Here is a 24,551-nt window from a genome sequence, read left to right as displayed (position 1 = left end):
CCTGCAGACGGCACACTCCCCTACGAATCGCGCACACCGCCCGTAGCGCACCCCTGCGAATCACACGGGCCACCTGCGAACCGCACGCCGCCCTGCGAATCGCGCGCGCATTCCCTGCGAACCGCACACCGCCCTGCGAACCACGCGCTCACTCCCCCTGACAACCGCGCACCCCCGGCGAACCGCAGACCGCCCCGCGCACCGCACGCGCACCGCATACCCCCTGCGAACCGCAGACCGCCCGGCGAACCGCACGCAGACCCCTGCGAACCGCACGCGCACCGCACAACCCCCTGCGCACAGCACGCCGCCCCGCGAACCGCACGCACACCCCTGCGAACCGCACGCGCACCGCACACCCCCCTGCGAACCGCACGCCGCCCCTGCGAACCGCACGCGCACCGCACCACCCCGCGCACCGCAGCCGCCGCGGACTGCCAGCCGCCTCCGGGCGTCCGCGCATCCCGCGTCGGTCATGCTGGAGGACCCGTCCCCGACACCGGCAGGAGTTCCGCGTGGGTGCATCCGTGATCGTCGACGTCATCGTCGTGCTGAGCCTCATCGGCGCGCTCGTCGACGGCCTGCGGCGCGGCCTGCTCCGGACCCTCGGCGGTCTCGCCGGGATCGTCGCGGGCGCGATCGGCGCCTCGTTCGCCGTGCCCGCCGTCTCGTCGTGGACGGCCGGCAGCGAGTGGCGCCTGCTCGCCGTGATCGGCACCGCCGTGCTGCTGCTGGGCGTCGGCTACGCGATCGGAGCGACGCTCGGCGCGGTCATCGGCCGGGGGGCCGACAGGGTCAAGCTCGGCCTGCTCGACCGGCTCGCGGGCGGCGTCGCCGGCGTCGCGATCTCCGGCCTGGTCTGGATCGCCGTCACCTCGGCCGTCTCCCTCCTCGGCGTCCCCCTCGTCACGACCTCGGTCGCCGGCTCGACCGTCATCCGCACGATCGACGACCTCACCCCCTCCCCCGTCCGCGCCTTCCTCGCGCAGCTGCAGTCGACGGTGGTCGACGAGGGCACCTCCTGGGTCGTCGAGGCGCTCGACGCTCCGACCCGGGCGCCCGCGATCCCGGACGTCTCGACCGACGACCCCGAGGTGGCCGCCGCCACCCGCTCGGTCGTGCGCGTCTCCGGCACGGCCTGGGCCTGCGACGTCGGAGTGACGGGCAGCGGCTTCGTCGTCTCGGACGACCGCGTGATCACCAACGCCCATGTGGTCGGCGGAGTCTCGCAGCCGGTCGTCGAGGCGCCGGGCGAAGCCCCGCGCACCGGCCGCGTCGTCTACCTGGATCCGGCCGCCGACCTCGCGGTGATCGCCGTCGACGGGCTCGACGCCTCCCCGCTCCCGCTCGACGACGCCGTCGCCGCCGGGGACGGCGCCGTGGTCGCGGGCTACCCCTTCGGCGGCCCGCTGACGCTCGGCTCGGCCGAGATCTCCTCCGACGCCACGGTCTCGCTGATGGTCGACGGAGCGCCGACCTCGCGCGAGGTGCTGACCCTCGCCGCCGTCGTCAACCAGGGCAACTCGGGGGGCCCGCTGCTCTCTCTCGAGGGGACCGTGTCGGGCGTCGTCTTCGGCAAGGCCGCCTCCGTCGACAACGTCGGCTACGCCATCCCGCTCTCGGTCCTCACTCCCGTGGTCGAGCAGGCCGCGTCGCTGACGGACGCCGTGGATCCGGGGGCCTGCCGCTCGAAGTGAGCGGTCACGGGAGCGGCCCGTCGACCAGCACGAGGGTGAGGTCGTCGAGCCGCACCGTCTCGGGCCGCGCCGACTCGAGATAGGCGGACACGCGCGGATCGACGGGGAAGCGCGCCGACCGCTCGATCGCGATGGCGACGATCCCGGCGGACGACGGATCGGTCGTCACCCGGTCGCCGATGTAGGGCACGTAGACGCCCGAGGACATGCCCTGAGCGAGGACCAGGCCGCCGTCGAGGCCGCGCTCGCGCAGCACGTCGGCCACCCGCGCGATCCCGGTCGGCCGCTCCTGGGCGATCCCCGCCGAGGTGGCGGTCGCGATCACGAGGGACGCGGCCAGCAGCACGGCGCCGGCGCCGCGGGCGAGGGGCGCGGGCAGCACGATCCCGCCGCGCAGCGCCTCCGCGATGCCGATGCCCGCCAGCGCGCAGAGCAGCCAGGCCCACGCCGCGTAGTAGTGCGGCAGCGCGACCGAGCTGATCGCCAGGTGGAACACGAGGAGGAGCAGCGTCGCGGCGCCCAGGTAGAGCACCAGCGCGCGGCGCCGCGGAGCGAGCAGGGCCAGCAGGGTCCCGAGGAGCAGCACGGCGAGCGCCGCCGGCCCGATGCCGACGAGCATGAACCACAGGTTCGCCCACCACGGCGGGAAGACGTACGCGGTCCCGGCGACCTCGATCAGGTGGCCGTCGGCGTTGTGCTCGGACTGGAACTCGAGCAGGTACCGGATCGCCTCGACCGGATGCACCGGCAGGTAGGCGAGCACCCCGGTGACGACGAACGCGACGGAGAGGGCGAGGCCGCCCCGCAGAGCCCGGGCCCTGCTCCCCGACCACAGCAGCGGCAGGAGGAGTACCGGCGCGAGGACCGCCGTGGTCAGCTTCGAGGTGACCGACAGCGCCAGCAGCGCCCCGGCCAGCGCGATCAGCCAACCGCTCCGCCTGCCCGGGGAGGCGCGCGACCAGGTCCACGCCGCGGCCATCGCCGCGACGGCGAAGAGCACCATGAACGGCTCCAGGAGCGCGAGGCGGTCGATCCGCGTGCCGGCTCCCACGGCGGTGCGCGGGAGGAGGAGGAACAGGCCGGCCGGGACGAGGGCGAGCGTCGGGCCGAGCTCGCGCCGGAACCAGAGCCAGAGCACCACCCCGGTGAGGAACGCGGCCGCGCCGGCGGCGATCCTGCCCGCGAGCAGCCCCTCGCCGAGCAGCACCTGCGCGAGCCCGATCAGGTACTTCGCCGTCGGCGGATGCTCGAGGTTCGCGCTCACGTCGCCGTGCAGGTAGTCCCACCCGGCGGCGAGGTACACGGGCTCGTCCGACGAGATGTTCGCCGCTCCGAGGTTCCCGAAGCACTGGTAGAGCCCCCACAGCACGGTCCCGATCAGAGCCGCCCGCTTCACCCGCCCGATCCTAGGCGCCGGTGCCCGCACCGCTCCACAGGATGGCCCGGGCCGCGGCGACGGCGGCGGGTAGGATCGACGCGCATCCCGTCCCCCTCCCCTGGAGCCTCCAGCACATGGCAGACAGCCGCACCGCCGTTCCCGACACCACTGCGAACGCGGAGGCGACGCCCGAGCGGGAGCAGCCCTACGCGGCCCTCGGACTCAAGCCCGACGAGTACGCGAGCATCCGCGAGATCCTCGGCCGCCGCCCCACGAGCGGCGAGCTCGCGATGTACTCGGTGATGTGGAGCGAGCACTGCTCCTACAAGTCGTCGAAGATGTACCTCCGCCAGTTCGGGCAGAAGGTCTCGCCCGCCATGAAGAAGAACCTCATGGTCGGCATGGGCGAGAACGCCGGAGTGGTCGACGTCGGCGAGGGCTGGGCCGTCACCTTCAAGATCGAGAGCCACAACCACCCGAGCTACATCGAGCCCTTCCAGGGCGCGGCGACGGGAGTGGGCGGCATCGTCCGCGACATCATCTCGATGGGCGCGCGGCCGGTCGCGGTCATGGACGCGCTGCGCTTCGGGGCGATCGACGACCCCGACACCGCGCGCGTCGTGCACGGAGTCGTCGCCGGCATCTCCTTCTACGGAAACTGCCTCGGCCTGCCGAACATCGGCGGCGAGACCTACTTCGACTCGGTCTACCAGGGCAACCCTCTCGTGAACGCGCTGGCCGTCGGCGTCCTCCGCCACGAGGACCTGCACCTCGCGAACGCCCGCGGCGTCGGCAACAAGGTCGTGCTCTTCGGGGCGCGCACCGGAGGCGACGGCATCGGCGGCGCGTCGATCCTCGCCTCCGACACCTTCGCCGACGGCGGACCGACCAAGCGCCCCGCGGTGCAGGTCGGCGACCCGTTCGCCGAGAAGGTGCTCATCGAGTGCTGTCTCGAGCTCTTCCGCAAGGACCTCGTCGAGGGCATCCAGGATCTGGGCGCCGCGGGCATCTCGTGCGCCACCTCGGAGCTGGCCTCCAACGGCGACGGCGGCATGTTCATCGAGCTCGACTCGGTGCTGCTGCGCGACCCCTCGCTCACGGCGGAGGAGATCCTCATGTCGGAGTCGCAGGAGCGGATGATGGCCGTCGTCACGCCCGAGAAGCTCGACGCGTTCCTCGAGGTCGTCGGCAAGTGGGACGTCGAGACCAGCGTCCTCGGCGAGGTCACCGACTCCGGCCGCCTGATCATCCACTGGCACGGCGAGGAGATCGTCAACGTCGACCCGCGCACCGTCGCGGTCGACGGCCCGGTCTACGAGCGCCCGATCGAGTACCCCTCCTGGCTCGACGCGCTGCAGGCCGACTCCTCCTCCCGCCTGCCCCGCTCGACCGGGGGCGACGCGCTGCGCGCCGAGACCCTGGCGCTCCTGGGCTCGGCGAACCTCGCGGACAAGAGCTGGATCACCTCGCAGTACGACCGCTACGTGCTCGGCAACACCGCCCTCAGCTACCCCGACGACGGCGGCATGGTCCGCGTCGACGAGGAGTCGGGCCTCGGCTTCGCGGTCGCGACCGACGCGAACGGCCGCTGGTGCCAGCTCGACCCGGCGCAGGGCGCCCGCCTGGCGCTGGCGGAGGCGTTCCGCAACGTCGCCGTCACCGGAGCGACCCCGGTCGCCGTCTCGGACTGCCTCAACTTCGGCAGCCCCGAGAACCCCGAGGTGATGTGGCAGTTCCGCGAGGCCGTGGGCGCGCTCGCCGACGCCTGCCTCGAGCTCGAGATCCCCGTCACCGGCGGCAACGTCTCGTTCTACAACCAGACCGGCGACGTGCCGATCTTCCCGACCCCCGTCGTCGGCGTCCTCGGCGTGATCGACGACGTCGCGCGCCGCATCCCCTCCGGCTGGCAGGACGAGGGCGACAACCTCTACCTCCTCGGCACCACCCGCGACGAGCTCGACGGCTCCGCGTGGGCCGGCACGATCCACGACCACCTCGGCGGGCTGCCCCCGCAGCTCGACCTGGCCGCCGAGCGCGCACTGGCCGAGCTGATCTCGGCGGGCGCGAAGGAGTCGCTCATCGCCTCCGCCCACGACCTCGCCGACGGCGGGCTCGTGGTGGCGCTGGCCGAGTCGGCCCTGCGCTTCGGTGTCGGGGCGCGCATCTGGCTCGACGAGCTGATGGAGCGCGACGGCGTCGACGCGACGGCCGCGCTGTTCTCGGAGTCGACCGGCCGCGTGCTCGTGTCGGTGCCGCGCGAGGACGACGTGAAGTTCCGCGGGCTCTGCGAGGGCCGGGGCTACCCGGTGCTGCGCATCGGCGTGACCGACGCGGCGACCCCCGCGGTCGAGGTGCAGGGCCTGTTCACGCTGCCGCTGGACGAGCTGCGCTCGGTGAACGGTGCCGTGCTGCCGCGCCACTTCGGCTGAGCCTCCGCACATCCCGAGACCGCAGGAGTCGCGGTGGTCGAGCCGGACCACCGCGACTCCTGCGTTCCCGGCGACGATCGCCGTTCGTGGAGTTCCGTGATTACGGAATGTTTGCAATAGTGGAGCATGACCTCCTCCCGAGACCTCGCCGGCGAGGTCGACGAGCTCCGAGCGCGGCTGGACCGCCTCGAGCGCGCTGACGCCCCCGCCGCGCCCGCCGCCGACGATCCGCTCTGGGCCCTGACCGCTCTCCGCGAGCGCCTGCCCTCTCCCGGCGGAGTCGTCTTCGCCGGCTCGGTCGCCACTCCGGCCGGCCCCGTCGAGTGGCAGTACGGCCTCAGCACCGATGCGTTCTTCGAGCGCGACTGGGGAGCGAGCCCCGGGCCGACCGCGCTCGCCGCCCTGGGAAGCCCTGTGCGCCTGCGGTTCCTGCAGGCGGTGGCCGGCGGAGTCGAGACCGTCGCCCAGCTCGCCGAGAGCGAGGGCGCGGGCACCACCGGGCAGGTCTACCACCACGTCAACCAGCTGGTCGCCGCCGGCTGGCTGGAGGCGCGCGGCCGCGGCCGCTACGGCATCCCGCCGGAGCGCCTCGTCCCCCTGCTCGTGATCCTGCTCGCCTCCGGAGGACCCCGATGATCCGCCGCCGCCTCGCCCTCGCCGCCGCCTCCGCCGCGGCCGTCGTCCTGCTCGGCGGAGTGCTGCTCCGCCCCTCCGCTCCCACCCTCTCGACCGAGGCGACCGGCGACGCCGAGATCGCCGAGTGGCTCCGGACGGATGTCGGGGACGGGGCTCGGAACCACCTCGTCGCCGCCGTGGTCACGCCCGACGGCGTGCGCTACGGCGGACTCGGAGCCGACGAGCGGACCGAGGTCGAGATCGGATCGGTCACCAAGACGATGACCGCGCTCCTCCTCGCCCGGAGCGCCGCCGAGGGGACGGTCGGGCTCGAGGACCCCGCCGCGGACCACGCCGACGTCGGCGGCTTCACCGGGACGCTCGAGGAGCTGGCGACCCACCGCTCCGGCCTGCCGCGCCTCCCCGCCGGTATCGGCGACCTCGCCTCGACGCTCGTCGCCCAGCTGCGCGGCACCGACCCCTACGCGGGCTGGTCGGCCGACGACGTCCTTCGGCAGGCCGCCGACGCGGACCAGGGCGAGCACGTGCACGCCTACTCGAACCTCGGCGCGGCGGTGCTCGGCCAGACGCTCGCCCGCGCCGAGGGCCGCGACTACGCCGACCTCCTCCGCGAGCGCGTCCTCGATCCGCTCGGGATGACCGCGACCTCCGCCACGGAGACCGCGGACGCCCTCCCCGCCGACGCGCCGACCGGCTTCTCGGCGAGCGGGCGGCCCGTCGACGCGTGGACGATGGCGGGCTACGCGCCCGCGGGCGGCGTCCGCTCCACGGCGGCGGACATGGCCCGCTACGCGCAGGCCCTCCTCACCGACGACCCCGCGCTAGGAGTGCCCGCGGCGAGCGTCCTGGATCCGCGGTTCGACGCCGACGGGGCGCGGATCGGCCTCGGCTGGTTCACCTCGGAGTCGGAGGACGGCGGATCCGTCACCTGGCACAACGGAGGGACCTCCGGCTACTCGACGATGCTCGCGATGGACCGCGAGCGCGGCGTCGCGGTGTTCGTCAACGGGGACACGGCGAGCTCGGTCGACGAGCTCGGCCTGCGCCTGCTGGAGCGCGCCGGGGAGGAGTCGTGATGATCGCCTCGGTCCTCGTCCTGCTCGTCGTCGCGTTCACCGTCGGCCGCTTCGCCCTGGGGAGCGTCCCCCGGCGCCGGGCGGCCGGGCTCCTCGACCGCGACCGCGTCCGGACACTCGCCCGCGGCGTCGAGGCCGTCGCCGTGCTGCTGCTCGGGCGGGCGCTCGTCGACTGGTCGTCGCTGACGCTGCTCCCCTGGGCCGCGCTCGTGGCCCTCACTGCGGCCGGGGCGGCCGGCGCGGTGCTGCGCTGGGGCGGGCTGCCGTGGTTCGAGGATCCGGCGCGCCGCCGCTCGCGGACGACCGGGCTCGCGGCGACCGTCGCCGTGTCGGCGGTCCTGATCGGCGTCCTGGGCTGAGCGCCGGCGCCGTCCGGTCCACGCCCTGCGGTGGTGGTCGCGTGCTGCGGTGACGTCGGAGGAGTGGGGTCCGCCCGGGAGGGAGCGGCGTCAGCCGATCTGCGCGGGGAGGTCGTCGGGCTCGGCGTTGTCGAGGACGCGGCCGTTCTGGTCGCCGACGCTCAGGACGGTCGTCGGGCGGAGGTTGAGGGTGTCGCCGCCGTAGAGGCTGTCGATGTCGACGCCGTCGCGGCGCACCGAGTTCAGCGCGGAGAGGTAGTCGGAGGTGATGCAGAACCGGTCCGCGATGCGCTCGCTGATGTCGCCGGCCGCCACCAGGTAGGAGGCAGGGGCGCCGTCGGAGGCGGTGCTCGCCGTTCCGGTCGCGCCGGCACGAGAGCCGCGGTCGCGTACGCGCTCGAGATCGACGCCGTCGAGCGTCCCCTCGTCGAGCGCCTGGACGACGCACTCGCCGGAGACGTCCTCGACGGGCGCGGGAGTGGTCGAGACGCTCGGCACCGGCCGCGGCGTGGACTCCGCTCCGGCGGCGGGCGGCGCCGTGGAGGCGGTCGGCTCGGCGGGTGCGGCGGCGGGGCTCGTCGCCTCCGCCGTGCAGCCGGCGAGCAGGACCGCGGCGGAGAGGGCGATCACGAGGCGCTGCGTCGTCCGGACCATTCCGCGACTCTAACCCGGCGCCCGCGCGGCCGGGTGCCACCGCGCCCAGCGGGGTGCGGGCGATCCCGCCGAGACCGGAGCAGCCGACCGGCGGGCAGCCCCGACCGAGGCGCGGCTCGGACGGCCCCTGGACAGCGCGCCCCCGATTGACCTCCCCCGTCGATCGGACCCATGCCGAGCACCTGTTGGACACGCGGCGGGAACCGGAGTCGACTGGGACCATGCAGTACACGCACCTCGGCCGCACCGGCCTGTCCGTCTCCCGCACCGTCCTCGGCACCATGAACTTCGGCATGCAGACCGAGGAGTCCGACTCGTTCGCGATCATGGACCGGGCGCACGAGCTCGGCGTCAACTTCTTCGACACGGCCGACGTGTACGGAGGCGAGGCCGGCCGCGGTGCCACCGAGGAGATCGTGGGCCGCTGGTTCGCGCAGGGCGGCGAGCGCCGCGAGCGCACCGTCCTCGCGACCAAGGTCTTCGGCGACATGGGCGAGTTCGCCGCTCCCGGAGCCGAGCGCGGCCGCGACTCCTGGCCCAACGGCGGCCGGCTCTCGGCGCTCACCCTGCGCCGCGCGCTCGACGAGAGCCTCCGCCGCCTGCAGACCGACCACATCGACCTGTACCAGTTCCACCACGTCGACCGGACGACGCCCTGGGACGAGATCTGGCAGGCGATGGAGGTCGCCGTGCAGCAGGGCAAGGTCCTCTACGTCGGCTCCAGCAACTTCGCCGGCTGGCACCTCGCCCAGGCGCAGGAGGCGGCGCGCGCCCGCCACTTCACCGGCCTCGCCTCCGAGCAGTCGATCTACAACCTGCTCGTCCGCGACGTCGAGCGCGAGGTCCTGCCCGCGGCGCTGCACTACGGACTCGGCGTCATCCCCTGGTCGCCGCTGCAGGGCGGGCTGCTGGGCGGCGTGCTCGAGAAGACCGCGGAGGGCGGGCGACGCTCCTCCGAGCGCACTCTCGCCGCGATCGAGGAGCACCGCCCCGCGCTGGAGCAGTGGGAGGCGTTCGCCCGCGAGCGCGGCGAGGCGCCCGGCGAGCTGGCGCTGGCGTGGCTCCTCCACCAGCCCGCCGTCACCGGTCCGATCACCGGGCCGCGGACGCTCGAGCAGCTCGAGAGCGCCGTCGCCGCCGTCGACATCACCCTCGACTCCGAGGCCCTCGCGCGCCTCGACGAGATCTTCCCCGGCCACCGGACCGCCCCCGAGGACTACGCCTGGTGACCACCCACCCCACTGCGAAGGAGCATTCATGAAGCAGCGCACTCTCGGCGACCTCCAGGTCGGCGCGATCGGACTCGGCGGCATGCCGATGTCGATCGAGGGCCGCCCGGACCGCGAGCGCTCGATCGCCACGATCCACGCGGCCCTCGACGCCGGCGTGACCCTGATCGACACGGCCGACGCCTACCACCTCGCCACCCAGGACGACCTCGGCCACAACGAACTGCTCATCGCGGAGGCGCTGCGCAGCTACGGCGGCGACACCTCCGCCGTGCTCGTCGCCACCAAGGGCGGACACCTGCGGCGCGAGCCCGGCCCCTGGGACCAGGACGGCCGCCCCGAGTACCTCAAGGAGGCGGCTCGTGCGTCCGCGAAGCGCCTGGGCGTCGACGCGATCGGCCTCTACCAGTACCACCGGCCCGACCCGGCGGTCCCCTACGCCGACTCGATCGGCGCGCTGGCCGAGCTGCTCGACGAGGGCGTCGTCCTGCGCGCGGGCATCTCGAACGCCGACCCGGATCAGATCCGCGAGGCGCACGGCATCCTCGGCGAGCGCCTGGTCTCGGTGCAGAACCAGTTCTCGCCGTCGTTCCGCTCCAGCGAGCCGGAGCTCGAGCTCTGCGCCGAGCTGGGACTGGCGTTCCTGCCGTGGAGCCCGCTCGGCGGCATCTCCTCGGCGGGCGAGCTCGGCTCGCGCTACTCCGCGTTCGCGGCGGTCGCCGAGGCCCGCGGAGTGACGCCGCAGGTCGTCTGCCTCGCCTGGGAGCTGGCGAAGGCCCCGGTCGTGCTGCCGATCCCGGGCGCCTCCCGCCCCGAGAGCATCCGCGACTCCGCCACGGCGGCCGACCTGGAGCTCACGGCCGAGGAGCTGGCCTCGCTCGACTGATTCCGTTCGCAACGGAGGAAGGATCGTGCCTCGGTACCCGTCCGACGCGGATCGCGGGGGCCCGGCGCCGATCCTTCCTCCGTGACGAACACGATCCGGCTCAGACCGCGTCCTGCAGCGGCTGCGGGAGGGCCGAGACGAACGCCCGGGCCGCGGCGCTCGGCCGCTCCGGCACCGCCACCATCGTCCGCCACACCAGCAGCGGATCGGCGAGCGCCACCGCCCGCAGCCCGGCCGGGCGCTTCTCGGCGAAGTGCGCCGGCACGACCGCGATCCCCATGCCGTACTCGACCAGGTCGAGCAGCGTGTGCACGTCGTTCACCTCGAGCTCGACCTCGAACGCGAAACCGTGCGCCGCGAACGCCCGCGCCGCGAGGTGGCTCGCCGCCCAGTGCTCCTGCAGCCCCACGATCGTCTCGCCCGCCAGGTCCGGGATGCGGCAGCCGACGCGGCTCGCGAGCGGGTGACCCGGGCGCACGAGCACCGCGAATCCCTCGCTCGCCAGCGGCATCGTCCGCACGCCGCCCGGCACTGCTCCGATGTCGGCCACCAGCGCCAGGTCGAGGCGGCCGGCGGCGACGGAGTCGAGCAGCGTGCCGGACCCCTCGTGGATCAGCCGCAGCGCGACTCCCGGGTGCTGCTCGCGGAAGGTCGCGAGCTCGCGCGGCAGGTGCACGCCGCCGAGGCACTCCTCCGTGCCCACCGCGAGGCTCCCGCGGAGCACCCCCTGGACGGCGAGCACCGCGTCGCGGGCGGCGAGCGCGCTGGCGACCGAGCGCTCCGACTCCGCGAGCATCGCCCGGCCGGCCGGCGTCAGCTCGACCCGGCGCGTGCTGCGGGTGAAGAGGGGGCTGCCCAGCTCGCTCTCGAGCGCGCGGATCGACGCCGAGAGCCCCGACTGCGAGATCTGCAGGGCGCTCGCGGCGCGGGTGAAGTGCTGCTCCTTCGCGACGGCGAGGAAGTGTTCGAGCTGACGCAGTTCCATGGGTCCATCCTCGTCGCGCGGGCGGAGGAGCGGGGACCGGACGCGGCAGTCCGCAGCGGCTGCTCGGCCGCCGGGTGCGGAGGCGTCCGGCGGGCACGGCGGCAGCAGGAGGGAGCCGCCGGCTCGGCTCAGGCGTCGGCGGACGAGATCGCGAGGACGATCGCCGTCAGCGTCGTCCGGAGGCGCTCGAGCGACTCGGCCTCCGATTCGTCCTCGAGGATCGACTGCTTGACCGCGTCGTCGTAGCCCGCGACCAGCAGGCGCACGGCCGTCGTCGGCTCGAGCGAGAACTCGCGGCGCACCTGGCGCAGCGCCCCGTGCACGATCTGGACGAGCGAGGCGTCGAAGCCGGCCCGGAAGTCGCGGTACTGCGGAGCGATCCGCGGGTCGCGCAGCGCGAGCAGCTCGAACTCCGACTCGACCACGCACCAGCGGCGGTTGTCGGTGGCCGGCCCCTGGAGGAAGTCGAGGATGACCACGGCCAGCGTCTCGGCCGTCAGCGGCTCGTCGGCCGAGACGACGCGCGGGATCGTGCGGTCCATCTGCTCGACGAGGGCGGTCACCCGGGCGCCGTTCTCCCGCTCCATCAGCGCGAAGAACAGCTCCTCCTTGGTGGAGAAGTTGGAGTAGAAGGCGCCGCGCGAGAAGCCGGCGCGCTCGCAGATCTGCTCGACGGACGCGCTGTGCACGCCCGTCTCGGCGAAGACGTCGTAGGCCGCGTCGAGCAGGCGCTCGCGGGTGCGGCCGCGGCGGGAGGTCTCGGGAGGGGTGGAGTCGATCGCCGTCATCGCCAGCCTCCTGCCCGTCCTGTCAACACCTTCGACGCTGTTCACCTTATCCGATACATTCACGTATCGAATACGGTCCTGTATCGGATACGCTCGTGTATCGGAGCCCGGCTCCGCCCTGGTACAGAGACGTATCGCCATCCTCCCCACCCATCGTCAGGAGACCGCGTGTCGTCGCTGCTCTACCGTCTCGGTCGTCGCGTGTACCGCGCCCACCGCCTCGTCGCCGTCCTGTGGCTGCTGATCGTGGTGGCGGGCGGAGGAGGAGCGCTGCTGCTCAACCAGGGCACCGACAACACGTTCTCCATCCCGGGCACGCAGTCGCAGACCGCCCTCGACCAGCTCGAGCGCACCTTCCCCCAGGTCAGCGGCACGTCCGCGCGGTACGTGGTCGTCGCGCCCGACGGAGGCAGCGTCCAGGACGCCGACGTGAAGGGCCCGGTCGCCGACGCGGTCGCCGCGCTCGGCGACGTCGACGAGGTCGCGGCCGTCACCGACCCCTACTCCGACAGCGTCTCCGGCACGATCTCCGACGCCGGGAACGCCCTCGTCATCACCGCGCAGATGGACGGCTCCGCCACCACCACGAGCCCCGAGAGCCGCGACGCGCTGAAGGCCGAGGCGACGACCCTCCAGGACGCGCTGCCCGCCGGCTCCGTGGTCTCGCTCGGCGGCGACCTCTTCGCCCAGAACCTCCCCGGCGTGACCATCACCGAGGCCATCGGCCTGGTGGTCGCCCTCATCGTCCTCGTGCTCACCTTCGGCTCGTTCCTGGCCGCCGGCATGCCGCTGGTCACCGCGCTGCTCGGCGTCGCCCTGTCGATGTCGGCGATCTTCATCGCCACCCGCTTCGCCTCGATCTCCTCGACCACGCCGCTCCTGGCGCTGATGCTGGGCCTGGCGGTCGGCATCGACTACGCCCTCTTCATCATCAGCCGCCACCAGGACCAGCTGAAGCAGGGCATGGACCCGGAGGAGTCGACCGCGCGAGCGACCGCGACCGCGGGCTCCGCCGTCGTCTTCGCGGGCCTGACCGTGATCATCGCGCTCGTCGGCCTCTCGGTCGCGGGCATCCCGTTCCTCACCACGATGGGCGTCGCGGCGGCGGGCGGAGTCGCGATCGCCGTGGTCATCGCGCTCACCCTGACCCCCGCCCTCCTCGGCTTCGCCGGGGTGCGGCTGCGCCCCAAGGAGCGCCGCGCGAAGAAGAGGGCCGCGAAGGCCGCCGCTGCCGCGGGCACCCACGTCGACACCGAGGCTCACGAGGAGGCGGCCACCGCCTCCCCCGGCGGCCACGTGCACGCCGAGGTCCCGCGCGGGTTCTTCCGCGGCTGGGTCCGGGTCGTCACGCGGTTCCCGATCGTGACGATCATCGCGGTGATCGGCGTGCTCGGCGTCGCGAGCATCCCGGCGCTCAGCCTCCGCCTCGCCCTGCCGGACGCGGGCTACCAGGCCGAGGGCACGCCCGCGCGCACCACCTACGACCTGCTCGCCGAGAACTTCGGCGCCGGCTACAACGGCCCGCTCATCGTCACCGGGACGATCATCGGCTCGACCGATCCGCTCGGCCTCATGGACGACCTCAAGGGCGAGATCGAGAAGCTCGACGGAGTCGCCTCGGTGCCGCTCGCGACGCCCAACGAGACCGCCGACACCGGCATCATCCAGGTGATCCCCGAGGGCGGCCCCGACTCCGAGGCCACCAAGGCGCTGGTCGCCGAGATCCGCGACAAGCACGACTACTTCCAGCAGGAGTACGGCGTCGACCTCGCGGTGACCGGCCAGACCGCGGTCGGGATCGACATCTCGGACACGCTCGCCAAGGCCCTCCTGCCGTTCGGCCTGCTCGTCGTGGGCCTGTCGCTGGTGCTGCTGACGATGGTGTTCCGCTCGCTCTGGGTGCCGATCAAGGCGACGCTGGGCTACCTGCTGTCCGTCGGCGCGTCCTTCGGCGCCGTGGCGGCGGTGTTCGAGTGGGGATGGTTCTCGGACGCGCTGCACGTCGACAAGACGGGCCCGATCATCAGCTTCATGCCGATCATCCTGATGGGCGTGCTCTTCGGCCTCGCGATGGACTACGAGGTGTTCCTGGTCTCGCGGATGCGCGAGGACTACGTGCACGGGAGGCCGGCGCGCGCCGCCGTCGAGTCGGGCTTCGTCGGCTCGGCCAAGGTGGTCACGGCCGCCGCGGTCATCATGTTCTCGGTCTTCGCCGCCTTCGTGCCGGAGGGGGACACCAACATCAAGCCGATCGCGCTCGGGCTCGCCGTGGGCGTCTTCGTCGACGCGTTCATCGTGCGGATGACGCTGGTGCCCGCCGTGCTGCACCTGCTCGGCGACCGCGCCTGGCACATGCCGCGCTGGCTCGACCGCGTCCTGCCGTCCTTCGACGTCGAGGGCGAGGGCCTCACGAAGGAGCTCGCGCTGGCCGACTGGCCGGAGCCCGGATCCACCGACGTGATCGCGGCGGAGGACCTCCGCCTCGACGGACCCGACGGCCCCGTCTACAGCGGCGTCTCGCTGCGGGTCGCGCCCGGCTCCTCCCTCGTGGTCCACGGGCCGCACCGCTCCGGCCGCACCGCGCTGCTGCTGAGCATCGCCGGCCGGCTCGCCCCCGACTCCGGGCGCCTGAAGGTCGCGGGCCTGGTCGTGCCGATCCGCTCCGCCGCCGTGCGCGGCCGAGTCGGGCTGGTGCGCCTCGCCGGAGCCGCCGACCCCGTCGCCGACGTCCGGTCGGCCCTGGAGTCGGCCCCGCCGATCCTGGTGCTCGACGACCTCGACACGGTCACCGACCCGCAGCTGCGCAGTGCGATCCGGGCCGAGCTCGACGCCGCCCGCGCCGCCGACGACGCGTTCACCGTGGTCGCCTCGTCCGTCGACGCCGAGGCGCTCGACGACCTCCTCCCCTCCGACCGCGGCGTGCTCGCGGTCTCGCCCGCGGCCGAGCGCCGCGCGATCGCAAAGGTCCTCTGACAGATGGCTCTCCTCTCCCTCGAACGCCCCCGCGGCGTCAAGAAGGTGTCCTGGCTGACCCTTCTCGGGATCGTCCTGGTCCCCCTCGTCATCGGCGGCCTCCTGGTGTGGGCGCTCTGGAACCCGACCGAGCGCCTCGACACGATCACGGCCGCCGTGGTCAACGAGGACACTCCGGTCGAGATCAACGGGCAGACCGTGCCGCTCGGCCGCCAGCTCGCGGCCGGCCTCGTGACGGGCGGCACCGACTCCGCGAGCTCGGACGCCCCCTCCGCCACCCCCTCGGCGAGCGCGACCCCGTCGGCGAGCGCGACCCCGGTGCCCAACGTCTCCGGCTCGGACTCGACGGGCAACTTCACCTGGGTCCTCACCGACAAGGACGACGCCGCGAAGGGCCTCGCCGACGGCAGCTACGCGACCGTCGTGACGATCCCCTCGTCCTTCTCCGCCGCCGCCACCTCGTACTCGGGCGACGCCGCGGAGGCGACGAAGGCGACCATCGACATCGCCACCAGCGAGAAGGCCAAGCTCGTCGACGACGCCATCTCGGCGACCGTCACCAGCACCGCGACCTCACTGCTCAACACGCAGCTGACCACGGCCTACCTCGAGAACGTCTACGTCGGCTTCAACACCCTCAACGAGCAGATCGGCCAGGCGGCCGAGGGCGCGGGCACGCTCGCCGACGGCGCCGACCAGCTCGGCACCGGCGCCTCCACCCTCGCCGACGGCACGAGCAGCCTCGCCGACGGGATCGACGAGCTCGCCACCGGCGCCTCCTCGCTCTCGGACGGCGTCGGGCAGATCGGCACCGGAGCCTCGTCCCTCGCCGACGGCGTGGGGCAGCTCGGCACCGGGGCCTCCGACCTCTCCGGCGGAGTCGCGCAGCTGGCCACCGGCGCGCGCGGCGTCGCCGGCGGAGTGGGACAGCTCGCGACGGGCGCCCGCGACTCGGCGACCGGCGCGACCGCGCTGCAGGGCGGCGCCTCCGACCTGGCCGACGGGCTCGACCAGCTGCGGGAGGGAGTGGTGAGGACCGGCGACGGGACTCAGCAGGTCGCCGCCCTCAGCGCCGGCGCCGCCGCCGCCACCGCGCAGACGTTCGCCGGCCTCTCGACCGTCCTCGAGTCCTGCACGACCGCGGAGTGCATCGCGGCGAAGGCGGTCCTCGCCTCGACGAGCGGGCCCACCGGAGCCGTGACCCTCACCGAGCAGACCGCGGGAGCCGTCGCCGGGATCGACGCGGGCATCCGCCTCGGAGGCGACGGGCAGCCCTCGCTGATCGACGGGGTCGGGCAGTCCGCCACCGGCGCGCGCACTCTCTCGGGAGGCATCGGACAGCTGTCCGCCGGCCTGACGCAGCTCGCCGACGGCGCGGACACCGCCGCGGGGGGCGCGTCTCAGCTCGCCGACGGCGCCGACACCACGGCGGCGGGAGCGGCGCAGCTCGCGACCGGCGCGACCACCGCCGCGGGCGGCGCCCGCGACCTCGCGACCGGAGCGACCACCGCCGCGGGGGGCGCCGCCGACCTCGCCACGGGAGCCTCCTCCGCCGCCGACGGAGCCGACCAGCTCGCCGACGGCGCGAGCGGGGTCTCGGACGGCGCCGTGCAGCTCGCCGACGGCACCCGCACGCTCGCCACCGGGCTCGACGCGGCCGTCGCTCAGCTCCCGACCTACACCGAGTCGGAGTCGACCAACCTGGCCGACGTCGTCTCGGACCCGGTCGAGAACGCGAGCAGCGCGACCGACCTGTTCGGAGCCTCCAGCGTCCCGTTCTTCGCGACCATCGCCCTCTGGCTCGGCGCCCTCGCGACGTTCCTGGTGCTCGCCGTGTTCTCGCACCGCGCGCTCTCCTCGACCCGCTCCTCCGCGGCGCTCGCCCTCTCCTCCTACGTGCCGGCGCTCGTGATCGGCGTGGTGCAGGGGCTCGCGGTCGCGATCGTGATGAGCGGGGTCGCGGGGCTGGAGCCGGGCCGCTGGGTCGGCTTCGCCCTCCTGGCGATGCTCACCGGCGCCTCGTTCGCCGCAGTGAACCAGGGGCTGGTCGCCCTGCTCGGCGGGATCGGCCGCTTCCTCGCGATGGTCGCGGCGGTGATCGGGCTCGGCGCGGGCATCATCTCGACGGTGCCCGGGCTGTTCGACGACGTGCTCGGGTTCCTGCCGCTCTCGGCGGCGCAGAACGCGCTGTCCGGAGTGGTCGAGGGCACCGACGGCACGGCCGGCGCCGTCGTCGGCCTGGTGATCTGGCTGCTGTTCGGCCTGCTGCTCACGGTCGCCGCGATCGCCCGCCGCAGGGTCGTCTCGGTCCGCGCCCTGCACCGCACCGCCGAGGCGTAGGCCGCGCCTCGCGCCACTCCTCTCCCGAACCGGGGACGGGTGGCGCGAGGATCGCGCCACCGACGCGCCTGTCCGGGCGACCGGCCCCGGCCGGGGCTAGCCTGACGCGATGGAGTCGGAACCGATGGCGATCCGGACGCGACGGGTGCACGGCCCGTCGGTCCTGCGGCGCCTCCGCGCCCTCCTCCTGCGGCTCCTCGGCGCCGGCCTCGCGGCCGTGCTCATCCCGTTCGCCGTCCTCGCGGACCGCCGCGGCATCCTCGACGAGTCGGTGCTCGCGCTCGGGCTCCTCGCCCTCACCGTCGTCATCGGGCTGGTCTCGGCGGTCTCGCTCTTCGTCGTCTCCCCCACCCGCGTGATGACGACCGAGACGCAGGTCGTGCTGATGCGCGGCCGCCGCCGCCGCGAGCAGTGGCCCCGCCGGTCGGTCCGCTTCCTCGAGTCCGCCGACGGCGACGGCTTCGTCGCCTGGTGCCGCGGCGACGGAGTCGAGGTCCGCTGCGCGCACTTCCGCCCGGAGGACCTCGCCGCCCTGCTCGCCGACCTCGGCGCCGCCGCCCGCGTCCGCGACGCTCTGCCGCCCGCTCTGGCCGGGCCCGCCTCGGCCGTCCGCTTCCGGCCGCACCGTGCTCCGCTCCGGCGCCGGGCGGTCGCCCTGGTCGTCGTCGCCACGGAGGCGTTCGCCGCCGGCGTCCTGGCCGTCGCCCTCGCGGGATCCCCGTCGGGCGACCGCGCGCAGATCGCGCTGGGGGCGGTCGTCGTGGCGCTCTCCCTCCCGCTCGGGCTGGTCGCCGCGCGGCTGGCGCTGAGGCCCGGGCTGCCCGGCTCGATCGTGGTGTCGGAGTCGGCCATCCAGATCGACGGGCTGATCTTCCCGCTCGAGGCCCTGCGCTCGGTCGTCGCCTCGAGCCCGACGGGGAGCCGGGGCCTCCGGCTGACCCTCACCGAGACCAACGGCCGCATCACGGAGGTCCCCCTCGGGCTCCGGGTGCCGACGCTGCGGCGCGACCAGCTCTTCCCCGACTACCCGCTGCTGCTCGGCGTGCTGCGCGAGCGCACGGCGGGGCTGCTGCGGATCGAGGGCTGAGGCTCAGTCCTCGGCGCCGTCGGCGATGCGCTGGTGGTGGTGGATGACCTCCGCGACGATGAAGCCGAGGAACTTCTCGGCGAACGCCGGGTCGAGGTGGGACTCCTCGGCGAGCGCCCGCAGCCGCGCGATCTGGCGGGCCTCGCGCTCGAGGTCCGCGGCGGGCAGCCCGTGCGCGGCCTTCAACCGGCCGACCTTCTGCGTGAACTTGAAGCGCTCGGCGAGCAGGTGGATCAGCGCCGCGTCGATGTTGTCGATGCTCTGACGGATCTGCACGAGTTCGGCCCGCGCCTGGGACTCCTCGTGCGACGGCTCCTCGTGCGACAGCTCCTCGGTCATGCCCCGACCCTAACGGACCGCCCCCGGACGCGACGACGGCCCCTGCCCGGAGTCCGGGAGGGGCCGTCGAGAGGGCTCGGTCAGTCGACCAGGTTGATCTGCACAGGGATGTTGCCGCGGGTGGCGTTGGAGTACGGGCAGAGCTGGTGCGCCGCATCGGCGACCTTCTGCGCGTCCTCGGAGCTCGCCTTCGGCACGTAGACGTCGAGCTCGACCGAGAGGCCGAAGCCGTCGGAGTCGTTCTTCCCGATCGAGACGCTGGCCGAGACGGCCGCGTCGGTCGTGTCGATCTTCAGCTGGCGACCGGCGCCGTGCAGGGCGCTGAGGAAGCAGGCGGAGTAGCCGGCCGCGAACAGCTGCTCGGGGTTGGTCCCCTCGCCGGAGCCGCCGAGCTCCTGCGGGGCGCGGGTGTCGAGGTCGAGACGGTCGTCCTCGGTTCGGACGTGGCCGTCGCGTCCTCCACCGGAGGCGTGGGCGATGGCGGTGTAGAGAGCATCCATCCCCCCATCCCACCACTCGGCCGCCGTGAGTCGGGTGAACGCGGGATGCACGTCCGTGCGTTCTCCCGGGAATCCCCCTCGGGAACGCTCCGGGGAGCGTCAAGCCCCTCCCCCTCGGCGCCCTCCGGGTGTGCGGTGGAGGGACACCGACCCCGACCGGCGCGAGCCGGAGAACGGACACGAGCATGCGAGCACTCACCTGGCAGGGCATCGAGAAGGTCTCGGTCGAGACCGTCCCCGACCCCCGCATCCAGCAGCCGACCGACGCCATCGTGCAGATCACCTCGACGGCGATCTGCGGGTCAGACCTGCACCTCTACCGCCTCCTGGGCCCCTACCTCGACAAGGGCGACGTGCTCGGCCACGAGCCGATGGGCGTCGTCGTCGAGGTCGGATCGGCCGTCTCGAAGCTCTCGGTGGGCGACCGCGTCGTCGTCCCCTTCAACATCTCCTGCGGCGAGTGCTTCATGTGCCGCAACGGACTGCAGTCGCAGTGCGAGACCACGCAGGTCACCGAGTACCAGTCGGGAGCGGCGCTCTTCGGCTACACGAAGATGTACGGGCAGGTCCCCGGCGGCCAGGCCGAGCTGCTGCGCGTGCCGCTCGCCGACTACAACACCGTCGTCGTCGGCACCGACCTCCCCGACGAGCGCTACCTCTTCCTCAGCGACATCGTGCCGACCGCCTGGCAGGGCGTCGACTACGCGCAGGTGCCGGACGGCGGCTCGCTCGTCGTCTTCGGGCTCGGCCCCGTCGGCCAGTTCGCCGCGCGCATCGGCGTCCACAAGGGCTACCGCGTCATGGCGATCGACCCGGTGGCGGAGCGCCGCGAGATGGCCGCGCGCCACGGCGTCGAGGTCTTCGACCTCTCGGACGACGTGACCGACCGCCTCCGCGACCTCACCGACGGGCGCGGTCCCGACTCGGTCCTGGACGCGGTCGGAATGGAGGCGCACGGCTCGCCGGTCGGCTCCTTCGCGCAGACGATGGCGGGGCTCCTGCCCGACCCGATCGCCCGCAAGGCGATGGACACGGTCGGCGTCGACCGGCTCGCGGCCGTGCACGCCTCCCTCGACCTGGTGCGCCGCGGCGGCACGGTCTCGCTGAGCGGAGTCTACGGAGGCGAGGCCGACCCGATGCCGCTGAAGTCGATGTTCGACAAGCAGGTCACGATGAAGATGGGCCAGTGCAATGTGAAGCACTGGATCGACGAGCTGCTGCCGCTGGTGGAGGACCCGTCCGATCCGCTCGGCGTGATGGACCTGGTGACGCACCGCGCACCGCTCGAGGACGCTCCCGGCCTCTACGAGACGTTCCAGAAGAAGGAGGACGGCTGCATCAAGGTCGTCCTGCGGCCCTAGCGGCGAACGACGAAGGCGGCGCCCCCCGAGGGGAGCGCCGCCTTCGTCGTTCGACTGAGACCTACTTGAAGACGTCCTTGACGTCCTCGCCGGCCTTCTTGGCCGAGGCCGCAGCCTGGTCCTTCTGGCCTTCGGCCTTCAGGCTGTCGTCGTTCTTGTGGTCGCCCAGGGCTTCCTTCGCCTTGCCGGCGATGTCCTGAGCGGCGTTCTTGATCTTGTCATCGAGCCCCATGGTGGTGCCTCCTTCGCTGATCGTTGGCACGACCGTAGGACCGGGAACTGCCCGCTTCCTGGGAGCGGGAAGGGGCTTGCCCGAGCGCCCGCTGGACTGCCATGATTCGCGCCCTCGAGCGGGGCCGGCCGGTCGAGGGCGCGGGATCAGGTCGCGGGAGTGGCGGACTCCGACGGGGCCGACTGGGAGGGCGCGTTCGTGGGCGTCTGCGACGATCCGTCGTCGGCGCTGGTGGGCACCGCGCTCCCCGACTGGTTCGGCGTCTGGGCGTCACCGCTGCAGCCGGCCAGCAGGCCGATCAGCAGAGCGGAGGCTCCGAGGGCGCCGAGCACGCGGGCGCGCGAGGAGCGGGACGGGGAGAGCGGGGATGCCTGGCGGGAGGAGAGCATGACTGGTTGTGCCTTTCCGGGGAGCTGAGCGGATCCGGGTGCGGACGTCCGATGTCTCCTTCGACAGTAGGCAGACCCGGCGCAGGCCAGGAGGGCTTGACTGCTCCCACGGCCGGACGAGGCCGTGACCACGCACCGTCTCGGGGGCGCGGGATGCTAGCCCTTTCCGGGGGTCAACCGCTACGCCCTTCCTGCTTCCGGGACGCCCCGCCCAGACTTGCGGCACCCCACTCGACTACTGGAAGGGCAGACGATGTCGAACATCGATCCCGCTTCACCTCCTTTCGGAGACGGCGCCGCGAACTTCGGCGCGACCGACACCCCGACCGGCACCACCGGTTATGAGACCGGCGCTCACGCCGCCTCCACCGACACGACCGACTCCGGCTCCGGCGCGGTCGACTCCGCGAAGGAGAAGGCGAGCGCCGCCGCAGGCACCGCCAAGGACCAGGCCGGCGCCGTCGCCGGCGATGCCAAGCAGGCCGCGGGCGAGGTGCTCTCGACCGGCAAGGACGAGGCCGCCAACGTGGTCCAGGAGGCCAGGGTCCAGGTCCGCGACCTCTACGAGCAGGGTCGCACCCAGTTCACCGAGCAGGCCCACGCGCAGAAGGAGAACGCTGCCAAGGGCGCCCGCGCCTTCAGCGACGACCTGACCGCGCTGGCCAACGGCGAGGGCGGCAGCGACAACGCCGCATCGAACCTCGTCTCGCAGGCGGCCACCCGCGTGCAGGGCGTGGCGACGTGGCTCGAAAACCGCGACCCGTCCGAGCTCCTCGACGACGTGCGCGCGTTCGCCCGCCGCCGTCCGGGCGCCTTCATCCTCATCGCCGCCGCGACCGGCCTCGTCGGCGGGCGCCTCATCCGCGCCCTGACCGCGGACGCGAAGGACGAGAAGGAGGCGGCGACCACCCGCACCGACGGGCCCGAGTTCGACGCCCCCGTCTCGACCACCCCGGCGTCCACGTACGACGCTCCCGTCGCGTCCGCCTACGGCACCGTCGGCTCGAGCTCCCTCGAGCGCGACTATGCACCGACCGAGCCCGTCGCCGACCCGCTCGACGGCGGCTTCCCGAACGGCTCCCGGCTGTGAGCGACCTCTCCGGCGCGCACCGCTCGACGGAGCCCACGCCCGACCAGCGGGCCGGGTCGACGTCGCTGGGCGATCTGCTCGGCGAGGTCTCGCGCGACCTCTCCACCCTGATCCGTCAGGAGATGGCCCTCGCGAAGGCCGAGCTCAAGGAGTCCGCCGGCAAGGCGGGCAAGGGAGCGGGCCTCCTCGGCGGGGCGGGCTACGCCGCGCTGATGGCCGTGCTCTTCCTCTCGATCGCCCTCTGGTGGGGCCTGGGCACTCTGATCGGCAACGGCTGGTCCGGAGTGGTCGTGGCCGTCATCTGGGCGATCGTGGCCGCGATCCTCTACGCGGTGGGCCGCAAGAGCCTGAAGCAGGTCGACGGCGCTCCCGAGACGGTCGACTCCCTCAAGAAGATTCCCGACACCCTCAAGCCGAACGGGGCAGGACGATGACGTACGACGCAGGACAGAACAAGACACCCGAGGAGATCCGGGCGGACATCGAGCGCACGCGCCTCGAGCTCGGCGGCGACGTCGACGCGCTGGCCGAGAAGGTCAGCCCGTCCGCCATCGCGCAGCGTCAGACCGACAAGGTCAAGTCGGCCGTGGGCTCCGTCCGCGACCGCGTGATGGGCTCGGCGCACGACGCGTCCGACTCGCTCTCGAGCGGTGCGGGCTCGGCGAAGGCCAAGGCGGAGGGCAACCCGTTCGCCGTGGGGCTCATCGCCCTCGGCGCCGGACTCCTCGTCGCCTCGCTCATCCCCGCCTCCAGCAAGGAGAAGGAGGCGGCGAGCCGCGTCAAGGAGCAGGCCCAGCCGGTCGTCGACAAGGTGACCGACGCGGCCAAGGAGGCGGCGAGCGAGCTCCGCGAGCCCGCGCAGCAGGCCTTCGCCTCCGTCAAGGAGACCGCGGCCGACGCCGCGCAGAACGTCAAGGAGGCGGGCACCTCCGCCACCGACGACGTGAAGGACTCGGCCCGCGAGGCCAAGCACGCCGTCCAGGAGGACGTGCAGCACTGATCCGTCGGCGCTGACAGGGCGGTGGGCCTCCGGGCCCGCCGCCCTTCGTCGTGCCGCCGGGAATACGCCGCCGCCCGCGCTCCTTGCCCTCCGTATGCGATCGATCATCTACTCCCGCACCGGCGACTCCTCCGTCCTCTCCCTCGTCGACCGGGAGGAGCGGGCGCCGGGCGCCGGCGAGGTCCGCGTCCGCGTCCTGGCCTCGGGCGTGAATCCGACCGACTGGAAGGCGCGCGCCGACGGCGACCTCGCGTTCGACGAGGTCGTGCCGAACCAGGACGGCGCCGGAGTCGTCGACGCCGTCGGCGAGGGCGTCGAGGGCCTGACGGTCGGCGACCGGGTCTGGATGTACCTCTCCGCGCACCGCCGCCCCACCGGCACCGCGCAGGAGTCGGCGGTGCTCGCCGCCGAGCACGTCGTGCGCCTGCCCGAGGGCGTGGGCACCGACGTCGCCGCGAGCCTCGGCGTCCCCGCGATGACCGCCCACCGCGCCCTCACCGTGCACGAGCACGGCCCCTCCCGCCTCGCACCCGGCGCCCTCGCCGGCCGCACCGTCCTGGTCCAGGGCGGCGCCGGAGCCGTCGGGCACGCCGCCGTCCAGCTCGCGGTCTGGGCCGGCGCGACCGTCATCGCGACGGTGAGCAGCGACTCCAAGGAGCGGCTCGCCCGTGCGGCCGGCGCGCAGCACGTGCTGCAGTACCCGGACGCCGCGCTCGCCGACCGGATCCGCGAGCTCGCCCCCGAGGGCGTCGAGCACGTGGTCGAGGTGGCCCCGGCCCAGAACGCCGCGCTCGACGTCGAGGTGCTCGCCAACCACGGCAGCATCGGCTACTACGCGAACAACAACGGCGACGAGTTCACCGTGCCGATCGTCGCGAGCTTCGCGAAGAACGCCCGCTGGCAGGGCCTGCTGCTCTACACCGTGGGCGAGGAGGCGCTGCAGGCCGCGGCCGAGGACATCACCGCGGCGCTCGTCGACGGCGCCCTCCCGGTGGGCGAGGAGGCGGGACTCCCGTTGACCTGGTTCCCGCTCGAGGAGACCGCGGCCGCCCACGACGCGGTCGAGCAGGGCGCGACGGGCAAGGTGCTCATCCGCGTCGCGGAGTGACCGGGCGGGCGCGCC

General features: G+C 73.5%; 23 protein-coding genes. 15 read left to right on the top strand and 8 right to left on the bottom strand.

Annotated elements, in window-relative coordinates:
• The first annotated feature begins 515 nt into the window (after nt 1–515).
• Nucleotides 516–1,697, top strand: coding sequence for a MarP family serine protease (locus C5C24_RS12215; protein WP_258065207.1), 1,182 nt, complete (start codon nt 516–518; stop codon nt 1,695–1,697).
• A gap of 4 nt (nt 1,698–1,701) precedes the next feature.
• Here the strand turns inward: C5C24_RS12215 and C5C24_RS12210 are convergent, their stop codons facing one another.
• Nucleotides 1,702–3,093 (bottom strand): glycosyltransferase family 39 protein, encoded by a 1,392-nt coding sequence (locus tag C5C24_RS12210; RefSeq protein ID WP_181118495.1) that lies wholly within the window; start codon nt 3,091–3,093, stop codon nt 1,702–1,704.
• Nucleotides 3,094–3,209: 116 nt separating this feature from the next.
• Between C5C24_RS12210 and purL the strand changes: the two genes are divergently transcribed.
• The 4 genes from purL (at nt 3,210) to C5C24_RS12190 (ending at nt 7,575) form a co-directional block, all read left to right on the top strand.
• Nucleotides 3,210–5,504: a phosphoribosylformylglycinamidine synthase subunit PurL gene (gene purL / locus C5C24_RS12205; protein WP_104277569.1), complete on the top strand. Its 2,295-nt coding sequence runs from the start codon at nt 3,210–3,212 to the stop codon at nt 5,502–5,504.
• A 126-nt stretch (nt 5,505–5,630) separates the two neighbouring features.
• On the top strand, nt 5,631–6,140 hold the full coding sequence (locus C5C24_RS12200) for a winged helix-turn-helix domain-containing protein (RefSeq protein WP_104305081.1): 510 nt from the start codon (nt 5,631–5,633) through the stop codon (nt 6,138–6,140).
• Nucleotides 6,137–7,216: a serine hydrolase gene (locus C5C24_RS12195; RefSeq protein WP_104305080.1), complete on the top strand. Its 1,080-nt coding sequence runs from the start codon at nt 6,137–6,139 to the stop codon at nt 7,214–7,216. Before C5C24_RS12200 ends, C5C24_RS12195 begins: the two co-directional genes overlap by 4 nt.
• Entirely contained in the window at nt 7,216–7,575 is a 360-nt protein-coding gene (locus C5C24_RS12190; RefSeq protein ID WP_104281689.1) for a hypothetical protein, read from the top strand. Before C5C24_RS12195 ends, C5C24_RS12190 begins: the two co-directional genes overlap by 1 nt.
• A gap of 90 nt (nt 7,576–7,665) precedes the next feature.
• Here the strand turns inward: C5C24_RS12190 and C5C24_RS12185 are convergent, their stop codons facing one another.
• A complete protein-coding gene (locus C5C24_RS12185; RefSeq protein WP_104305079.1) occupies nt 7,666–8,229 on the bottom strand; it encodes a hypothetical protein in 564 nt (187 codons plus the stop codon).
• A 221-nt stretch (nt 8,230–8,450) separates the two neighbouring features.
• On the opposite strand from C5C24_RS12185, the gene C5C24_RS12180 reads away from it, so the two are divergent.
• Both C5C24_RS12180 and C5C24_RS12175 read left to right on the top strand, forming a co-directional pair.
• The gene (locus C5C24_RS12180; protein ID WP_104277564.1) at nt 8,451–9,458 is read left to right on the top strand and encodes an aldo/keto reductase; all 1,008 of its coding nucleotides are present in this window, start codon (nt 8,451–8,453) and stop codon (nt 9,456–9,458) included.
• Nucleotides 9,459–9,486: 28 nt separating this feature from the next.
• Nucleotides 9,487–10,344: an aldo/keto reductase gene (locus tag C5C24_RS12175; RefSeq protein WP_104281687.1), complete on the top strand. Its 858-nt coding sequence runs from the start codon at nt 9,487–9,489 to the stop codon at nt 10,342–10,344.
• A gap of 100 nt (nt 10,345–10,444) precedes the next feature.
• Here the strand turns inward: C5C24_RS12175 and C5C24_RS12170 are convergent, their stop codons facing one another.
• Complete coding sequence (locus C5C24_RS12170; protein WP_104305078.1) at nt 10,445–11,329, bottom strand: LysR family transcriptional regulator; 885 nt, start codon at nt 11,327–11,329, stop codon at nt 10,445–10,447.
• A gap of 128 nt (nt 11,330–11,457) precedes the next feature.
• Entirely contained in the window at nt 11,458–12,117 is a 660-nt protein-coding gene (locus C5C24_RS12165) for a TetR/AcrR family transcriptional regulator (protein WP_104277561.1), read from the bottom strand.
• Nucleotides 12,118–12,285: 168 nt separating this feature from the next.
• On the opposite strand from C5C24_RS12165, the gene C5C24_RS12160 reads away from it, so the two are divergent.
• The 3 genes from C5C24_RS12160 to C5C24_RS12150 all read left to right on the top strand — a co-directional run bounded on the left by C5C24_RS12160 (nt 12,286) and on the right by C5C24_RS12150 (nt 18,517).
• A complete protein-coding gene (locus tag C5C24_RS12160; RefSeq protein WP_104305076.1) occupies nt 12,286–15,090 on the top strand; it encodes an MMPL family transporter in 2,805 nt (934 codons plus the stop codon).
• A gap of 3 nt (nt 15,091–15,093) precedes the next feature.
• Nucleotides 15,094–17,430 (top strand): YhgE/Pip domain-containing protein, encoded by a 2,337-nt coding sequence (locus C5C24_RS12155; protein ID WP_104305075.1) that lies wholly within the window; start codon nt 15,094–15,096, stop codon nt 17,428–17,430.
• 109 nt (nt 17,431–17,539) lie between these two features.
• A complete protein-coding gene (locus C5C24_RS12150) occupies nt 17,540–18,517 on the top strand; it encodes a hypothetical protein (RefSeq protein ID WP_146082613.1) in 978 nt (325 codons plus the stop codon).
• A gap of 3 nt (nt 18,518–18,520) precedes the next feature.
• Here the strand turns inward: C5C24_RS12150 and C5C24_RS12145 are convergent, their stop codons facing one another.
• Together C5C24_RS12145 and C5C24_RS12140 are read right to left on the bottom strand one after the other, a co-directional pair.
• Nucleotides 18,521–18,856 (bottom strand): chorismate mutase, encoded by a 336-nt coding sequence (locus C5C24_RS12145; protein WP_104277557.1) that lies wholly within the window; start codon nt 18,854–18,856, stop codon nt 18,521–18,523.
• A gap of 80 nt (nt 18,857–18,936) precedes the next feature.
• Complete coding sequence (locus tag C5C24_RS12140) at nt 18,937–19,356, bottom strand: organic hydroperoxide resistance protein (RefSeq protein WP_104222761.1); 420 nt, start codon at nt 19,354–19,356, stop codon at nt 18,937–18,939.
• Between the two features lie 185 nt (nt 19,357–19,541).
• Between C5C24_RS12140 and C5C24_RS12135 the strand changes: the two genes are divergently transcribed.
• Nucleotides 19,542–20,717: a zinc-dependent alcohol dehydrogenase gene (locus C5C24_RS12135; RefSeq protein ID WP_104305073.1), complete on the top strand. Its 1,176-nt coding sequence runs from the start codon at nt 19,542–19,544 to the stop codon at nt 20,715–20,717.
• A 61-nt stretch (nt 20,718–20,778) separates the two neighbouring features.
• On the opposite strand, the gene C5C24_RS12130 is transcribed toward C5C24_RS12135, so the two are convergent.
• Both C5C24_RS12130 and C5C24_RS12125 read right to left on the bottom strand, forming a co-directional pair.
• Nucleotides 20,779–20,949, bottom strand: a complete 171-nt coding sequence (locus tag C5C24_RS12130) for a CsbD family protein (RefSeq protein ID WP_104222763.1) — start codon at nt 20,947–20,949, stop codon at nt 20,779–20,781.
• A gap of 146 nt (nt 20,950–21,095) precedes the next feature.
• The gene (locus C5C24_RS12125; protein ID WP_104277554.1) at nt 21,096–21,338 is read right to left on the bottom strand and encodes a hypothetical protein; all 243 of its coding nucleotides are present in this window, start codon (nt 21,336–21,338) and stop codon (nt 21,096–21,098) included.
• A gap of 253 nt (nt 21,339–21,591) precedes the next feature.
• Between C5C24_RS12125 and C5C24_RS12120 the strand changes: the two genes are divergently transcribed.
• From C5C24_RS12120 to C5C24_RS12105, 4 genes are all read left to right on the top strand, one after another.
• Nucleotides 21,592–22,428 (top strand): hypothetical protein, encoded by an 837-nt coding sequence (locus tag C5C24_RS12120; protein ID WP_104305072.1) that lies wholly within the window; start codon nt 21,592–21,594, stop codon nt 22,426–22,428.
• A complete protein-coding gene (locus tag C5C24_RS12115) occupies nt 22,425–22,862 on the top strand; it encodes a phage holin family protein (RefSeq protein ID WP_104305071.1) in 438 nt (145 codons plus the stop codon). The genes C5C24_RS12120 and C5C24_RS12115 overlap by 4 nt, the downstream gene beginning before the upstream one ends.
• Nucleotides 22,859–23,428, top strand: a complete 570-nt coding sequence (locus C5C24_RS12110; protein ID WP_104255991.1) for a DUF3618 domain-containing protein — start codon at nt 22,859–22,861, stop codon at nt 23,426–23,428. The genes C5C24_RS12115 and C5C24_RS12110 overlap by 4 nt, the downstream gene beginning before the upstream one ends.
• 94 nt (nt 23,429–23,522) lie before the next feature.
• The gene (locus C5C24_RS12105) at nt 23,523–24,536 is read left to right on the top strand and encodes an NADPH:quinone reductase (RefSeq protein ID WP_104305070.1); all 1,014 of its coding nucleotides are present in this window, start codon (nt 23,523–23,525) and stop codon (nt 24,534–24,536) included.
• Nucleotides 24,537–24,551 lie beyond the last annotated feature (15 nt).

The sequence above is a fragment of the Rathayibacter sp. AY2B3 genome (assembly GCF_002931755.1).
In the GTDB taxonomy this organism is placed as follows: domain Bacteria; phylum Actinomycetota; class Actinomycetes; order Actinomycetales; family Microbacteriaceae; genus Rathayibacter.
The sequence above is the reverse complement of the archived record's forward strand: the minus strand, read 5'-3'. Positions and strand labels throughout refer to the sequence as shown.

What these genes read in the sequence shown, in the direction of transcription:
- purL (WP_104277569.1), top strand. Translation starts at nt 3,210, where the DNA reads ATGGCAGACAGCCGCACCGCCGTTCCCGACACCACTGCGAACGCGGAG.
- C5C24_RS12200 (WP_104305081.1), top strand. Translation starts at nt 5,631, where the DNA reads ATGACCTCCTCCCGAGACCTCGCCGGCGAGGTCGACGAGCTCCGAGCG.
- C5C24_RS12195 (WP_104305080.1), top strand. Translation starts at nt 6,137, where the DNA reads ATGATCCGCCGCCGCCTCGCCCTCGCCGCCGCCTCCGCCGCGGCCGTC.
- C5C24_RS12190 (WP_104281689.1), top strand. Translation starts at nt 7,216, where the DNA reads ATGATCGCCTCGGTCCTCGTCCTGCTCGTCGTCGCGTTCACCGTCGGC.
- C5C24_RS12185 (WP_104305079.1), bottom strand. Translation starts at nt 8,229, where the DNA reads ATGGTCCGGACGACGCAGCGCCTCGTGATCGCCCTCTCCGCCGCGGTC.
- C5C24_RS12180 (WP_104277564.1), top strand. Translation starts at nt 8,451, where the DNA reads ATGCAGTACACGCACCTCGGCCGCACCGGCCTGTCCGTCTCCCGCACC.
- C5C24_RS12175 (WP_104281687.1), top strand. Translation starts at nt 9,487, where the DNA reads ATGAAGCAGCGCACTCTCGGCGACCTCCAGGTCGGCGCGATCGGACTC.
- C5C24_RS12170 (WP_104305078.1), bottom strand. Translation starts at nt 11,329, where the DNA reads ATGGAACTGCGTCAGCTCGAACACTTCCTCGCCGTCGCGAAGGAGCAG.
- C5C24_RS12165 (WP_104277561.1), bottom strand. Translation starts at nt 12,117, where the DNA reads ATGACGGCGATCGACTCCACCCCTCCCGAGACCTCCCGCCGCGGCCGC.
- C5C24_RS12155 (WP_104305075.1), top strand. Translation starts at nt 15,094, where the DNA reads ATGGCTCTCCTCTCCCTCGAACGCCCCCGCGGCGTCAAGAAGGTGTCC.
- C5C24_RS12150 (WP_146082613.1), top strand. Translation starts at nt 17,540, where the DNA reads ATGGAGTCGGAACCGATGGCGATCCGGACGCGACGGGTGCACGGCCCG.
- C5C24_RS12145 (WP_104277557.1), bottom strand. Translation starts at nt 18,856, where the DNA reads ATGACCGAGGAGCTGTCGCACGAGGAGCCGTCGCACGAGGAGTCCCAG.
- C5C24_RS12140 (WP_104222761.1), bottom strand. Translation starts at nt 19,356, where the DNA reads ATGGATGCTCTCTACACCGCCATCGCCCACGCCTCCGGTGGAGGACGC.
- C5C24_RS12135 (WP_104305073.1), top strand. Translation starts at nt 19,542, where the DNA reads ATGCGAGCACTCACCTGGCAGGGCATCGAGAAGGTCTCGGTCGAGACC.
- C5C24_RS12130 (WP_104222763.1), bottom strand. Translation starts at nt 20,949, where the DNA reads ATGGGGCTCGATGACAAGATCAAGAACGCCGCTCAGGACATCGCCGGC.
- C5C24_RS12125 (WP_104277554.1), bottom strand. Translation starts at nt 21,338, where the DNA reads ATGCTCTCCTCCCGCCAGGCATCCCCGCTCTCCCCGTCCCGCTCCTCG.
- C5C24_RS12120 (WP_104305072.1), top strand. Translation starts at nt 21,592, where the DNA reads ATGTCGAACATCGATCCCGCTTCACCTCCTTTCGGAGACGGCGCCGCG.
- C5C24_RS12110 (WP_104255991.1), top strand. Translation starts at nt 22,859, where the DNA reads ATGACGTACGACGCAGGACAGAACAAGACACCCGAGGAGATCCGGGCG.
- C5C24_RS12105 (WP_104305070.1), top strand. Translation starts at nt 23,523, where the DNA reads ATGCGATCGATCATCTACTCCCGCACCGGCGACTCCTCCGTCCTCTCC.